Source organism: Geodermatophilus sp. SYSU D00879 (assembly GCF_054050375.1).
Genome location: NZ_JBJGZF010000010.1, coordinates 39,145 through 51,927 on the forward strand (window position 1 = coordinate 39,145; position 12,783 = coordinate 51,927).

The 12,783-nt window shown below is 74.2% G+C and carries 14 protein-coding genes; 6 read left to right on the plus strand and 8 right to left on the minus strand.

The window, feature by feature from the left end; all coding sequences use genetic code 11:
• Nucleotides 1-28: 28 nt before the first annotated feature.
• Both mgrA and ACI79B_RS14120 read left to right on the plus strand, forming a co-directional pair.
• On the plus strand, nucleotides 29-1,060 hold the full coding sequence (gene mgrA / locus ACI79B_RS14115; RefSeq protein ID WP_456928952.1) for an L-glyceraldehyde 3-phosphate reductase: 1,032 nt from the start codon (nucleotides 29-31) through the stop codon (nucleotides 1,058-1,060).
• A 31-nt stretch (nucleotides 1,061-1,091) separates the two neighbouring features.
• Nucleotides 1,092-1,652 (plus strand): putative glycolipid-binding domain-containing protein, encoded by a 561-nt coding sequence (locus tag ACI79B_RS14120; protein WP_456928951.1) that lies wholly within the window; start codon nucleotides 1,092-1,094, stop codon nucleotides 1,650-1,652.
• 6 nt (nucleotides 1,653-1,658) lie between these two features.
• On the opposite strand, the gene ACI79B_RS14125 is transcribed toward ACI79B_RS14120, so the two are convergent.
• Together ACI79B_RS14125 and ACI79B_RS14130 are read right to left on the minus strand one after the other, a co-directional pair.
• Entirely contained in the window at nucleotides 1,659-1,994 is a 336-nt protein-coding gene (locus ACI79B_RS14125) for a VOC family protein (RefSeq protein WP_456928950.1), read from the minus strand.
• Between the two features lie 67 nt (nucleotides 1,995-2,061).
• Nucleotides 2,062-2,568, minus strand: a complete 507-nt coding sequence (locus ACI79B_RS14130) for a MarR family winged helix-turn-helix transcriptional regulator (RefSeq protein ID WP_456928949.1) — start codon at nucleotides 2,566-2,568, stop codon at nucleotides 2,062-2,064.
• Between the two features lie 88 nt (nucleotides 2,569-2,656).
• Between ACI79B_RS14130 and ACI79B_RS14135 the strand changes: the two genes are divergently transcribed.
• Together ACI79B_RS14135 and ACI79B_RS14140 are read left to right on the plus strand one after the other, a co-directional pair.
• A complete protein-coding gene (locus ACI79B_RS14135; RefSeq protein ID WP_456928948.1) occupies nucleotides 2,657-3,349 on the plus strand; it encodes a GTP cyclohydrolase II in 693 nt (230 codons plus the stop codon).
• Between the two features lie 3 nt (nucleotides 3,350-3,352).
• Nucleotides 3,353-4,234: a dioxygenase family protein gene (locus ACI79B_RS14140; protein WP_456928947.1), complete on the plus strand. Its 882-nt coding sequence runs from the start codon at nucleotides 3,353-3,355 to the stop codon at nucleotides 4,232-4,234.
• 67 nt (nucleotides 4,235-4,301) lie between these two features.
• On the opposite strand, the gene ACI79B_RS14145 is transcribed toward ACI79B_RS14140, so the two are convergent.
• From ACI79B_RS14145 to ACI79B_RS14170, 6 genes are read right to left on the minus strand one after another with little or no spacing between them, the layout of a single operon-like run.
• Nucleotides 4,302-5,486, minus strand: a complete 1,185-nt coding sequence (locus ACI79B_RS14145; protein WP_456928946.1) for an alpha/beta hydrolase family protein — start codon at nucleotides 5,484-5,486, stop codon at nucleotides 4,302-4,304.
• A 15-nt stretch (nucleotides 5,487-5,501) separates the two neighbouring features.
• Nucleotides 5,502-6,251 (minus strand): SDR family NAD(P)-dependent oxidoreductase, encoded by a 750-nt coding sequence (locus tag ACI79B_RS14150; RefSeq protein WP_456928945.1) that lies wholly within the window; start codon nucleotides 6,249-6,251, stop codon nucleotides 5,502-5,504.
• The gene (locus tag ACI79B_RS14155; RefSeq protein WP_456928944.1) at nucleotides 6,248-7,210 is read right to left on the minus strand and encodes a fumarylacetoacetate hydrolase family protein; all 963 of its coding nucleotides are present in this window, start codon (nucleotides 7,208-7,210) and stop codon (nucleotides 6,248-6,250) included. The genes ACI79B_RS14150 and ACI79B_RS14155 overlap by 4 nt, the downstream gene beginning before the upstream one ends.
• The gene (locus ACI79B_RS14160) at nucleotides 7,210-8,148 is read right to left on the minus strand and encodes a VOC family protein (protein ID WP_456928943.1); all 939 of its coding nucleotides are present in this window, start codon (nucleotides 8,146-8,148) and stop codon (nucleotides 7,210-7,212) included. The genes ACI79B_RS14155 and ACI79B_RS14160 overlap by 1 nt, the downstream gene beginning before the upstream one ends.
• Nucleotides 8,149-8,202: 54 nt before the next feature.
• A complete protein-coding gene (locus ACI79B_RS14165) occupies nucleotides 8,203-9,333 on the minus strand; it encodes an FAD-dependent oxidoreductase (RefSeq protein ID WP_456928942.1) in 1,131 nt (376 codons plus the stop codon).
• A gap of 20 nt (nucleotides 9,334-9,353) precedes the next feature.
• Entirely contained in the window at nucleotides 9,354-10,352 is a 999-nt protein-coding gene (locus ACI79B_RS14170) for a cyclase family protein (RefSeq protein ID WP_456928941.1), read from the minus strand.
• An 85-nt stretch (nucleotides 10,353-10,437) separates the two neighbouring features.
• Here ACI79B_RS14170 and ACI79B_RS14175 point away from each other — a divergent pair, with 85 nt between their 5' ends.
• Together ACI79B_RS14175 and ACI79B_RS14180 are read left to right on the plus strand one after the other, a co-directional pair.
• A complete protein-coding gene (locus ACI79B_RS14175) occupies nucleotides 10,438-11,397 on the plus strand; it encodes a LysR family transcriptional regulator (RefSeq protein ID WP_456928940.1) in 960 nt (319 codons plus the stop codon).
• A gap of 85 nt (nucleotides 11,398-11,482) precedes the next feature.
• Nucleotides 11,483-12,730 carry an MFS transporter gene (locus tag ACI79B_RS14180; protein ID WP_456928939.1) on the plus strand — a complete coding sequence of 416 codons (1,248 nt, stop codon included), beginning with the start codon at nucleotides 11,483-11,485 and terminating at the stop codon, nucleotides 12,728-12,730.
• Nucleotides 12,731-12,783: the final 53 nt, after the last annotated feature.

Here is a 12,783-nt window from a genome sequence, read left to right on the forward strand (position 1 = left end):
TCCGCGCGTGCCGGGCAGGATCGTCGTCATGACGTATGCCGCAGCCGAGGGCCGTTACGACTCGATGACCTACCGCCGGACCGGCCGCAGCGGCCTGGACCTCCCGGCGATCAGCCTGGGGCTGTGGCACAACTTCGGCGACGACGTGCCGCTGGACCGCCAGCGCGCCATCCTCCGCCGGGCCTTCGACCTGGGCATCACGCACTTCGACCTGGCCAACAACTACGGCCCGCCCTACGGCAGCGCGGAGACCAACTTCGGCCGCCACCTGCGCGACGACTTCCGCCCCTACCGCGACGAGCTGGTGCTCTCCACCAAGGCCGGCTGGGACATGTGGCCCGGCCCCTACGGGCAGGGTGGCGGCTCGCGGAAGTACGTGCTCGCCAGCCTCGACCAGTCGCTGCGGCGGATGGGCGTGGACTACGTCGACGTCTTCTACTCGCACCGGCCCGACCCCACGACGCCGCTCGAGGAGACGATGGGCGCGCTGGACACCGCCGTCCGGTCGGGGAGGGCGCTCTACGCCGGCATCTCCTCGTACTCGCCGGAGGACACCGCGAAGGCCGCGGCGATCCTCGCCGACCTCGGCACGCCGCTGCTGATCCACCAGCCCAGCTACTCGATGCTCAACCGCTGGATCGAGACCGAGGGCCTGCTCGACACCCTCGCCGACGTCGGCGCCGGCTGCATCGCGTTCTCGCCGCTGGCGCAGGGGATGCTCACCGACAAGTACCTCGGCGGGATCCCCGAGGGCTCGCGCGCCAGCCAGGGCAAGTCGCTCTCGCCCGACCTGCTCACCGACGAGGCGATCACGCACGTCCGCGCGCTGGGGGAGCTGGCGGCCGAGCGCGGGCAGTCGCTGGCGCAGATGGCGCTGGCCTGGGCGCTGCGCGACCCGCGGGTGACCAGCGTGCTCATCGGCGCCAGCAGCGTCGCCCAGCTCGAGCAGAACGTCGGCGCGCTGGAGCGGCTGGACTTCAGCGACGAGGAGCTCGCCCGCATCGACCGGCACGCCGTCGACGCCGGCATCGATCTGTGGGAGGGCGCCCGCACCGCCTGAGACCGTCGCCGGCCGCGCCTAGCCTCCGCGCATGGACACCCGGGTGGTGGCGTGGCGGCGGACCGACGAGGACGCCGGGCACAGCCTGGCCCGCGTCGGGCGGCACGACGGCGGCTGGCTGGCCCACGGCACCGAGGTGCTGGCCGGCCCGGGGACCCTGCTCGCCTGCACGTTCCGCGTGCGGCTCGACGCGGCGTGGGCGACCCGCGCGGTCGAGGTCTCGTCGGTGTCCGCCGCCGGGGAGCGCCGCCTGGCCCTGTCGGCGGACGACCGCCGCCGGTGGACCGTCGACGGCGGGCGCGCCCCGGAGCTCGACGGGTGCGTGGACGTCGACGTCGCCGCCACCCCGCTGACCAACACCTTCCCGATCCGGCGGCTGGCGGGCCTCGCCGTGGGCGAGGAGGTCACCACGCCGGTGGCCTGGGTCGACGTGCCGGCGCTCGGGGTGACGCGGGTCGACCAGACCTACCGCCGGCTGGGCCCGCTGCGGTGGCGGTACGCCGACGACGCGCACGGCGCCTTCGAGCTCACCGTCGACGGCGACGGCCTGGTCGTCGACTACACCGGCATGGCCACGCGCGTCGCCGGCTGACCGCGCTCAGGCGCCGGTCAGGACGACGCGGTTGCCGTCGGGGTCGCGCAGCCGCACGACGCGGCTGCCGCCACCGGGCTCGGGGCCGTCGTGCGCGACGCCGGCGGCGGTGAGGTCCCGCGCGGTCGCGTCGAGGTCGGCGGCGCCGATCACCATCGTCGAGCGGCCGCTGCGCTCCGGCTCGCGCCACAGCTGGACGCCGGCGGAGTCGGTCAGGTGCCACTCGAGCAGGCCGTCCATCGGGCGGCTGTCGGGGGCGCGGCCGAACAGCGCGGCGTACCAGCGCTCGGCGCGGTCGAGGTCGACGACGGTGGCGTGGGCGAGCACGCTGGTGGCGTGCATGGGGACCTCCTCGGGGTCGGTTCCCCAGGGGAGACCCGCCGGCGGCCGCCGGCTCATCGGTCCGGCGTCACCGGTCCCGGCCGCGCGCCTCCGCCGCCGCCAGCCCCGTGGCCAGGCGGCCGTCGGGGTCGAGCCGTTCCAGCAGCGCCCCGGCGACGTCGGCGAGCTGGCCCACCTGCTCCGGCGTCAGCGCGTCGATCACGTGCTCGCGCACGGTGGCCAGGTGCCCGGGCGCGGTCTCGCGCACCTTGGCCCAGCCGGCGTCGGTGAGCCGGGCGTTGGTGGCCCGCCCGTCGTAAGGGCACGGCGCGCGCTCGACCAGGCCGCGCTCCTCCAGCCGCCGCACGACGTGGGAGAGCCGGGGGAGGGTGGCGTTGGTCCGGGTGGCCAGCTCGGTCATGCGCAGCGTGCGCTCCGGCGCCTCGGACAGCATCGCGAGCACGTGGTAGTCGAAGTGGGTCAGCCCGGCGTCGCGGCGGAGCTGGCCGTCGAGGACGCCGGGCAGCAGCTCGACGACGGCGACCAGGCGCAGCCAGGCCCGCATCTCGTCGTCGTCCAGCCACCGAGGTTCCACGACGACATCGTCCCACTCGGGTGCTTGTCGCTTCAACCAATGCGGGCTAGGGTCATCGGTTGTAGGTACAAGTGACGTGGAGGCCGCAGTGACCCTCTCCCTCGACCCGGACATGGTGTCCCCGGTCCCCTCGGCGACGGTCCGCACCCGGGTGACCGTGCCGCTGCGCTTCGCCGACGGGTACGCCACGACGGCCGAGGTGGTGACCTTCGACGGGCTGGCCGACGGCCGCGAGCACCTGCTGCTCGGGCTCGGCGACTGGCGCGGCGCGCTGGCCCGCTCGGCGGCCGGCGGGCCGGCGCCGCTGGTGCGCCCGCACAGCGAGTGCCTCACCGGCGACGTCTTCGGGTCGGAGCGCTGCGACTGCGGCCCGCAGCTGCGCGAGGCGGCCGAGCGGATCGCGGACGAGGGCGGCTTCCTGCTCTACCTGCGCCAGGAGGGCCGCGGCATCGGCCTGTACGCCAAGCTCGACGCGTACGCACTGCAGGACGCGGGCCTGGACACCTACGAGGCCAACCGGGCGCTGGGCCACGGCGAGGACGAGCGCGACTACACCGCCGCCGCGCAGATGCTGCAGGCCCTCGGTGCCGACCGGGTCCGGCTGCTGCCGAACAACCCCGACAAGGCCGCCCAGCTGGAGCTGCTCGGCGTCGCGGTGACCGAGCGGGTGCCCACCGGCGTCCACCTGTCGGCGGCCAACGCCCGCTACCTCGCCGTCAAGCGCGACCACACCGACCACACCCTCGACCTGCCCACCCTCGACCTCCCGCTGGCGGGCTGAGCCGTGCACCCCACCACCGCCGCCGACGGGCTGATCGACCCCCGCCACCCGTTCGCCGCGCACCTGCGGCACGTCGCCGGGCTGGGGGAGCACCGGCCGTGGACGCCGGACGACGGCCCGCTGCCGGCGCTGTACCTCAGCCACGGCGCCCCGCCGCTGTTCGAGGACGCCGCCTGGATGCGCGAGCTGGCCGCCTGGGCCCGCGCGCTGCCCCGGCCGCGCGCGGTGCTCATCGTGAGCGCGCACTGGGAGTCGGACTCCCTCGGCATCACCAGCACCGTGCCCACCGAGCTGGTCTACGACTTCGGCGGCTTCGACCCGATGTACTCGCGGATGCGCTACGACACGCCGGGGTCCGGCGAGCTGGCGCGGCAGCTGCTCGCCGTCCTGCCGGAGACGGCGCACGTGTACGAGCACCGCGGCCGCGGCCTGGACCACGGCGCCTGGGTGCCGCTGAAGGTCATGTACCCGGAGGCCGACGTCCCGGTGCTGCAGCTGAGCCTGCCCACCCACGACACGGCGACGCTGCTGGCGCTGGGGGAGCGGCTGCGGCCGCTGCGCGAGCAGGGCGTGCTGGTGGTCGGGTCGGGCTTCATGACGCACGGCCTGCCGTACCTGACCCGGGAGATGCTCGGCGGCGCCGTCCCCGGCTGGTCGGCGGACTTCGACGCGTGGGCCGCCGACGCGCTCGACCGCGGCGACGTCGAGGAGCTCGCCCGCTTCCGGCTGCGGGCGCCGGGCCTGCGCTACGCCCACCCGACGGTCGAGCACTTCACGCCGCTGTTCGTCACCCTCGGCGCCGCGACCGACCCGACCGCCGGCGTCACCACCGCCATCGACGGCTTCTTCATCGGCCTCGCGAGGCGCTCGTTCCAGGTGGCCTGACCGCCCGGTGCCGACCTGCTGCCGTCTCCGCGCCCGGGAGGCAGCAGCAGGTCGACGAGCGGCGGGGTCAGGCGCGCTGCGCGCCCAGCTCGGCGAAGGTGTCGGCGACCCAGTCGGCGATGAAGGTGCTCACGAACGGCAGGTGGTCCAGGCCGATGTGCTCGGTCGCGCCCTCCTCGGGCGTGAACACCCGCAGCTCCCGCTTGGGGGAGTTCACGGCCTGGGAGTGGGAGCGGTGCGCCATCTCCAGCGGGATCTGCCGGTCGTTGGCCCCGTGCGCGATCAGGAAGGGCACCCGGATCCGCTCGACGACGCCCTCGAGGGTCACCTGGTCGGCGAAGTCGAGGAACGCGTCCAGGTCGTTCTCGTCGCCGGGCTGGCCCCACACCCACAGCACGTGCTCCCAGTAGTGCGGCACCGGCCGCTCGCCCTCGCGCTGCCGGCGGCGCCGCTGCACCGCGCCCCAGTCGTGGTTGGCGCCCCACGCCACGCAGAGCGCGAACCGCGGCTCGAACGCCGCCGCGCGCGGGGCGTAGTAGCCGCCCAGCGACCAGCCGACGATGCCGATCCGCGAGGCGTCGACGTCGGACCGCTGCTCCAGCCAGTCGACGGCGGCGCCGGCCCACGCCTCGGTGTCGACGCGCGCGGTCAACCCCTGCAGCCGCAGCGCCTCGCCGGTGCCGGGCTGGTCGAGCATCAGGCAGGAGATGCCGCGCGCGGCCAGCTCCTCCCAGTGGTTCGAGGCGTACATGTGCTCCTTGGTGGAGTCCAGCCCGTTGACCAGCACCACTACCGGCACCGGGCCGTCGTCCGCGGCCGGCGCCTGGGAGAAGTAGGCCGGCAGCGTCGTGCCCTCGTAGGGGACCGCGACCCGGGACACGCGCGGGCTGTGCGTGTCGAACGCCTTCTGCGCGATCTCGAGCATCCGCCGGTAGGTGGGCACCCGGTTCGGGTCGGAGTGGGCGAGCATCCGCTCGGCCTGCGCGAGGTAGTTGCTGGCGCGGAACCACAGCTGCCCGGCGGTGCGCACGTGCCCGGCCTTCTCGGCCGCCTCGGCCTGGCCGACGAGCTGGTCGGTCAGCGCGGTCCAGGCGCGCAGGAAGTCCGGCGTCCCGGCGTCCTCGCCGGCGTTCGCGGCGTCCTTGATCGGCCGGCAGGCGCGGTCGACCTCGTCGATGAGCCCGCCGGAGTTCAGCGTGGCGACGACGGACAGGTTCCAGGTGTAGGGGCCGGTGGGGAAGTACTCGAACACGGGGTGGTTCCTCTCTCAGGCGGTGCGGACGGCGTCGCTGATCGACTTCACGCCGCCGTGGGCGGTCATCCCGCCGTCGACGGGGATCTCGGCGCCGGTGATGAACGAGGCGCCGTCGCCGAGCAGGAAGGCGACCAGCGGCGCCACCTCGTCGACGGTGCCGGTGCGGCCGAGCGGGGTCTCGGCGACGTTGGCGGCGCGGAACGCCGGCGCCGCCGAGGCGGTCATCGGCGTCTCGACGTAGCCGGGGTGGATCGTGTTGACCCGGATGCCTCGCGGGCCGAGCTCCAGGCAGGCGGCCTTGGCCAGCCCGCGCAGCGCCCACTTCGACGCGGTGTAGGCGACCGGGAAGTGCCCGGTCAGGGCGGCGACCGAGCCGACGACGACCACCGAGCCGCCGTCGGTCATGAGCGGGGTGAGCGCCTGGATCCCGAGCAGGGTGCCGGTGACGTTGACCTCCCCGACCCGCGCGAGGTCGGCGGGGTCGAGGTCGGCCAGCCGGGCCCGCCAGGTGATCCCGGCGTTGGCGACCAGCCCGTGCACCCGCCCGTGCCGGGCGCGGAGGTCGTCGGCGAGCGCGGCCCAGCCGGCGGCGTCGGTGACGTCGAGCCGCCGGTAGGTCGCCCCGCCGAGGTCCTCGGCGGGGGCGTCCTGCACGTCGGTGGCCACGACGGTCGCGCCCTCGGCGGCCAGCAGCCGGGCCTCCGCCGCACCCTGCCCCTGGGCCGCGCCGGTGACCACGACGACCCGGCCGGTCAGGCTCACGCCGGGCGCTTGCGCGTGCGCGGCCGCGGCCGGGCGGCCCGCACCGGCGGCAGGTCGACGCCGGCGACGACGCGGTTGCGGATCGTGCCGATGCCCTCGACGGTCATCTCCACGACGTCGCCGGGCCGCAGCGGATCGGGTGCGGCCTCGCCGCGGCGGCCCCACAGCTCGGCCAGGCAGCCGCCGTTGCCGCAGGTGCCCGAGCCGAGCACGTCCCCGGCGCGGACCTCGGTGCCGCGGGAGGCGTAGGCGACGAGCTCCTCGAACGGCCAGCCCATGTTGCTCAGCAGGTCCTGGCCGACCTCGGTGCCGTTCACCGACACCCGCATGTCCAGCGCGAGGAAGCCCTCGGCGTCCCGGTACGGCTCGAGCTCGTCGGCGGTGACCAGCCACGGGCCGAGGGTGGTGGCGGAGTCCTTGCCCTTGGCCGGGCCGAGCTTGACCGCCATCTCGCGGAACTGGAGGTCGCGTGCCGACCAGTCGTTGAGGACCGTGTACCCGAACACGTGGTCACGGGCCTGCTCGGGCGTGAGCGAGGCGCCGTCGCGCCCGACCACGACGGCGACCTCGAGCTCGAAGTCGAAGCGCCGGGAGCCCGGCGGTACCGCGACGTCGTCGTGCGCGCCGACGAGCGCGTACGGGTTGGTGAAGTAGAACGTCGGCGCCTGGTACCACTCCGGCGCGACCGCCTCGCCGCTCGGCGCCACCATGCCCTCGACGTGCTCCTCGAAGGCGACAAAGTCGCGCACGGTCGGGGCCTGCAGCGGCGGCAGCAGCCGGACCGACTCCAGCGGCACGGCCGGCCCGCGCAGCGCCTCCTCCCCGGCCGACAGCGCGGCGGGCAGGCCCGCGCGGACCAGGTCGAGGACCGTCGTCCCGGCCGGGAGCGCGTGCAGCCCGGCGTTCCCGACCACGCCGGCGGACACGACCCCGCCGGCCTCCCAGGTGGCGAACCGCATCAGACCGGCGGGGCCACGAACAGGCCCTTGTCCGGGTCGTTGAACGACTTCTGCGCGACGAACTCGTTCATCGCGTTGGCGGTGCCCCACTGGTCGGAGACCTCGGGGTTGCTGATGTCGTAGAGGTGCGGGTGCCAGGTGTCCTCGTCGAGGGTCTCCAGCTCGGTCGTGTACTCGACGGTGTTGCCGTGCGGGTCGAGGAAGTAGCTGAAGGTGTTGTTGCCGGCCAGGTGCCGGCCCGGCCCCCAGACCTTCTCGACGCCGGCGCGCAGCAGGCGGCCGGTACCCCGCATGTACTCGTCGAGACCGCGCATCTCGAACGAGGCGTGGTGCAGCGACGGGTGCGGACCCCGGGCGATCGCCATGCTGTGGTGCCACGCGTTGGTGCGCAGGAACCACATCATGTTGCCCATCCGCGGGTGCATGAGCGTGTCCGACAGCGAGAAGCTCAGGTACTTGTCGTAGAACGCGACGGTGCCCTCGGGGTCGGCGGAGTTGATCACCACGTGCGACAGGCGCACCGGGATCGACTCGCCCTCCTCGATCGTGCGGTGCTGCCGTACCTCGACGTCGGAGCTGACCTCGATGGTCCGGCCCTCGTTGTCGAAGAAGCGGAAGCCGTAGCCGCCGCCGGGGGTGCGCAGGTCGGTCGGCTCGTGCACGAGCTGCACGCCGTCGGCGGCCAGCTGCCCGGCCAGGGTGTCGACGTCGGCGGCGTTCGCGGCCCCGAACGAGATGAGGTCGATCCGCTTGTCGGTGGCCTCGCGCAGCCGGACGATGTACTGCTCCGGCGACCCCTCGGCGGCGAGGAACGCCAGCCCGGTGTCGGTGTGCTCGGGCGTGAGGCCCCAGATCCCGGAGTAGAAGTCGAGCTGCTTGGCGAAGTCGGGCACGGCGAGGTCGACGTGCCGCAGGTGGGTGATCAGGCGCTGTGTCATGGGAGTCATCTCTCGAATGCGGGGCGAGCTCCATCGCGATGGAGCGCAGAGGGGCTAGGCGGGCTGGCTGGTGAGCATGGCGATCGAGCGCATCATCGAAGGGATGTCGCCCTGCACGTGGTCGAGCTGCCACTGGGCGAGCTGGTTCGACGCGTCGACGACGGTCTTGGCGCGCTGGTAGCGGCGGGCCGTGAAGGCGTCCCACAGGTCCTGGTCGAGCACGTCCCGCTCGACGAGGAGCTCGGCGAGGACGACGGCGTCCTCCAGGGCCATCGCGCCGCCCTGGGCGATGGTGGGCGGGCAGGTGTGCGCGGCGTCGCCGATCAGCACCACCCGGCCGCGGTTCCACGGCTCCTCGAGCACGTGGGTCTCGAACCAGGTGTAGTTCACCCGGCTCGGGTCGGTGAGCGACTCGCGGATCTCGTCCCACGGGCCGTGGTAGGCCAGGGACAGCTCCTTCATCGTCGCCAGCTGCTCGTCGGGCGTCAGGGCGCTGCGGTCCTGGGCGTCCTCGACGATGTAGGCGTAGAGGGAGTCCTCGCCCGTCGGGCAGTAGCCGGCGATGTAGGACGGACCGCCGTAGTAGAGGTCGGTGCGGGTGACGCTCGCCGGCCGCGGCCCGAAGGCCCGCCAGATGCCCATCCCGACCGACCGGGTCTCCAGGTTCACGCCCAGCGCGCGGCGGGTCCACGAGCGGATGCCGTCGGCGCCCACCACCAGGTCGTAGCGGCCGGTGGACCCGTCGGCGAAGGTCACGTCGACGCCGTCGGCGTCCTGGACCAGCGCGGTGTGGGTGGTGCCGAACCGCACCTTGACGCCGACCTCGGTGGCCCGGTCGACGAGGATGCGGGCGAGCTCCGGACGGGGCATGCCCATCGCGGCGGGCAGGTCCGGGCCGCCGGTCTTGGCGTCGGGGATCTCGGCGACCACCGTGCCGTGCGGGTCGGGGGCGCGGATGCCGGTGACGTCGAAGGCGTAGCCGGCCGCCTGCACCTGCTCCCACACGCCGAGGGACCGCAGCTCGCGCAGGGCGTTGCCCTGCAGCGTGATGCCGGACCCGAGCGCGGCGGTGTCGGGCTTGATCTCGACCAGGTCGACGGCGACGCCGGCCTGCGCGAGGTGGATCGCGGTCGCGGCGCCGGCCAGGCCGCCGCCCACCACGAGGACGCTGTTCACAGCGGGCATGTCGGGACTCCTTCGTCCGGCTACTTGACGGCGATCGGGTTGACCGGGGCGCCGACGGCGCCGGTCACGCGCAGGGGGGCCGCGGTGAGCCAGAAGTCGTAGCGGCCGTCCTCGGCGCAGTCGGCGGCGAGCGCGTCGAGGTCCCACATCTCGCCGATGAACAGGCCCATGTTCGGGATGGCGACCTGGTGCAGCGGCTGGAAGGCCACGTCGAACTCGTTGGGCCGGACCTCGAAGCCCCACGTGTCGGTGGCGACGCCGGCGACCTCGGAGGCGTGCAGCCAGTCGGCGGTGGTGAAGGACAGGCCGGGGGAGGCGCCGCCGGCGTAGTCGCCCCAGCCGCGCCCCTCGGCGATGTCCCGCCGCGCCCGCGTCAGCCGCCCGGTGCGCACCAGCAGGAGGTCGCCGCGGCCGACGGCCGACGACGCGCCCTGGGCGGCGATCGTCGCCTCGAGGTGCTCGGCGGTGATCGCGAAGCCGTCGGGCAGCTCCCCGTCGGTGCCGACCGCCCGGCCGACGTCGAGCAGCACCCCGCGACCGGCGATGAGGTCGGCGACGGTCTCGATGCCGGTCACCGAGTCGCCGAGGCTGGTCACGACGTCGCCCGCGCGGCGCCCGTTCCAGGCCATCCCGTGGTCGAAGATGTGCCCGAGGCCGTCCCACTGGGTGGAGGCCTGCAGCGGCATGGCGATGTAGTCGTCCGCGCCGCCGATGCCGTGCGGGAAGCCCTGCACGTTCCGCTCCGCATCGAGCCCGGTGTCGGTCATCGTGTGGACCGGGTTGTTCCGCCGCCGCCAGCCCTTCTGCGGGCCGTCCATGTCGAACGACTGCGAGAGCGAGAAGCTCGCCCCCCGGCGGACCAGCGCCGCACCCTCGCGCCGCTTGGCCTCGTCGAGGAAGTTCAGCGTGCCCAGGACGTCGTCCGCACCCCACCGGCCCCAGTTCGAGCAGCGCTTCGCGGCGGCGGCGATGGCGCCCTCGGGATCCGTGCGGTCGAGGTGGTCAGGGGTGTGGTGCATGCCTCGACAGTGGGCCAGCCCACAGGAGTGAGGGAAGACGGAATGTGTGATGACGGGCATCAGCGCCGTCGATACGGTGCGCCCCGTGAACCTCGCGAGCCTGGACCTCAACCTGCTCGTGTCCCTCGACGCCCTGCTCCAGCAGCGCAGCGTCACGCGGGCGGCGGCGCAGATGGGGCTGAGCCAGCCGGCGCTGTCGGCGTCGCTGGCCCGGCTGCGCCGCCACTTCGGCGACGAGCTGCTCTCCCGCGTCGGCAACGAGTACCGGCTGACGCCGCTGGCCGTCCAGCTCCGGGAGCTCGTGCGGATCGCCCTGTCGGGGGTGGAGCGGGTGTTCACCGCGCAGCCCGGCTTCGACCCGGCGTCCTCGACGCGCGAGTTCACCCTCCTGGTGAGCGATTACGTCGTCGCGGTGCTCGGCGACACCGTGGCGGGGCTGCTCGCGGAGGAGGCGCCGCACACCCGGCTGCGGCTGAGCGCGCACTCGCCGACGATCGTGGACCGGGCGGAGCAGGCGCTGCTGAGCGCCGACCTCCTGTTCCTGCGCCCGGGCTTCCTCACCGACCTGTCCCGGCGGGACCTGTACCGCGACGAGTGGGTCTGCGTGGTGGCCGCCGACAACCCGGTGGTGGACGCAGGCCTGACCGTCGGCGACCTCGAGACCCTCCCGTGGGTGGCCACCTACCACGGGCCGACGGCGTCGACCCCGGCTGCGCGCCAGATGCGCATGCTGGGGATCGAGCCGCACGTGCAGGTGGTCACCGAGAGCTTCCTGACCGTGCCCGCGCTGGTCTCCGGCAGCGACCGGATCGCGCTGCTGCAGCGCAAGCTCGTCGACCTGCTGCCCCTCGACTCCGGCATCCGGGCGCTGCCGTGCCCCTTCGACGCCGGCCCGCTCATCGAGGCGATGTGGTGGCACCCGGTGTTCGACGACGACCCCGAGCACGCCTGGCTCCGCGACCTGGTGACCCGGGCCGCCCGCCTGGCGGTGGGGGACCAGTCGACGGGTATCCACCCGGTCGATGGGGACCGTAACGACAAGTGATTTCCGCTCGCCGTCCGGCGTCCTGACACTCCATCGCCAGTGATGCCGGTCACCGGGACCGGCGCGCCCGTCGATGGAGACGCCCGTGTCGGAGAACGTCCTGGTCCCTGAGCGGCCGGCGGAGGAGCCGCTGGTCGGCGAGGTCGCCGTCGATCCCACCACGGGGCGGCCCGCCGGCCGGCCGCAGGCCCTGGTGCTGCTGCTGGCGAGCTGCCTGTCGGTGCTCGGCGCGGTCCTGCTGGCACCCGTCCTGCCCCGCATCCAGGACGCTTTCGCCGGCACCCCCGGCGTCGAGGCGCTGGCCCCGGTCGTGCTCACCGCGCCGGCCCTGGTCATCGGCCTCACCGCGATGGTCGCCGGCCGCATCGTCGACCGGGTGGGCCGCAAGCGCCTGCTCGTCGGCGCTCTCGTCGCCTACGCCTTCGTGGGGACCGCGCCGCTGTGGCTGCCCTCCCTGCAGCTCATCGTCGCCAGCCGCGTGCTGCTCGGCCTCACCGAGGCCGCGATCATGACCTGCTGCACGACCCTGCTGGCCGACTACTTCCACGGCTCGCAGCGGGAGCGGTACTTCGGCCTCCAGGTCGTGTTCACCACCGTCGCCGCGACGGTCTTCTTCGCGGTCGGCGGCGCGCTGGGCGCCGGCGACTGGCGGACGCCCTTCTGGCTGTACGCGCTCAGCCTGCCGCTCGCGCTCGCCGCCGCGAAGCTGATCTGGCAGCCGGCCCCGCAGGCACAGGCGGCGGCCCGCGCCGAGAAGCTGCCGGCCCTGCCGTGGCGCCGGCTCGCCGCCCCGATCGGCGTGTCCCTGGTCGGCGGGCTGGTCTTCTACGTCCTGATCGTCCAGCTGTCCTTCAAGCTCGACGACATCGGCGTGGAGTCCACGGCGGTCATCGGCGCCGCCAGCGCGGTCGCGTCGCTGGGCACCGCGGCCGGCGGGATCCTCTTCGGCCGCCTGGCTCATCGCGGTCCGGCGGTCCTCGTGCCGCTGGCCTTCGCCCTCTCCGGCGTGGGCATCATCGGACTCGGCCTGTCCTCGGCGGTTCCCGCGGTGATCGCGTTCGCCGTGGTCACCGGTCTCGGCAACGGCTTGATCCTGCCGTCCCTGCTCACCTGGGCCCTCGGTTCGCTGAGCTTCGAGCAGCGCGGCCGGGGCACCGGTGTCTGGACGTCGACCTTCTTCATCGGGCAGTTCTTCTGCCCGCTCGTCGTCCTCGCGCTCACCGGCGCCCTCGGTGGCCTCGGCGCCGCGCTGGCCCTGCTCGGCGGGATCAGCGTCGTCGCCGCCGTCGGCGTGCGGCTGCGCCGGCCGGCCGCGGTGGCCGCCGCGCACTGACCGGCCCACCCCGCACCGCCCCCGCACCCCTGGACCTCCGGGGTGCGGGGGCG

Excerpts from the sequence above, each read along its gene's own strand:
- mgrA (WP_456928952.1), top strand. The coding sequence starts at position 29 with ATGACGTATGCCGCAGCCGAGGGCCGTTACGACTCGATGACCTACCGC.
- ACI79B_RS14160 (WP_456928943.1), bottom strand. The coding sequence starts at position 8,148 with ATGACACAGCGCCTGATCACCCACCTGCGGCACGTCGACCTCGCCGTG.
- ACI79B_RS14170 (WP_456928941.1), bottom strand. The coding sequence starts at position 10,352 with ATGCACCACACCCCTGACCACCTCGACCGCACGGATCCCGAGGGCGCC.
- ACI79B_RS14125 (WP_456928950.1), bottom strand. The coding sequence starts at position 1,994 with ATGCACGCCACCAGCGTGCTCGCCCACGCCACCGTCGTCGACCTCGAC.
- ACI79B_RS14120 (WP_456928951.1), top strand. The coding sequence starts at position 1,092 with ATGGACACCCGGGTGGTGGCGTGGCGGCGGACCGACGAGGACGCCGGG.
- ACI79B_RS14165 (WP_456928942.1), bottom strand. The coding sequence starts at position 9,333 with ATGCCCGCTGTGAACAGCGTCCTCGTGGTGGGCGGCGGCCTGGCCGGC.
- ACI79B_RS14155 (WP_456928944.1), bottom strand. The coding sequence starts at position 7,210 with ATGCGGTTCGCCACCTGGGAGGCCGGCGGGGTCGTGTCCGCCGGCGTG.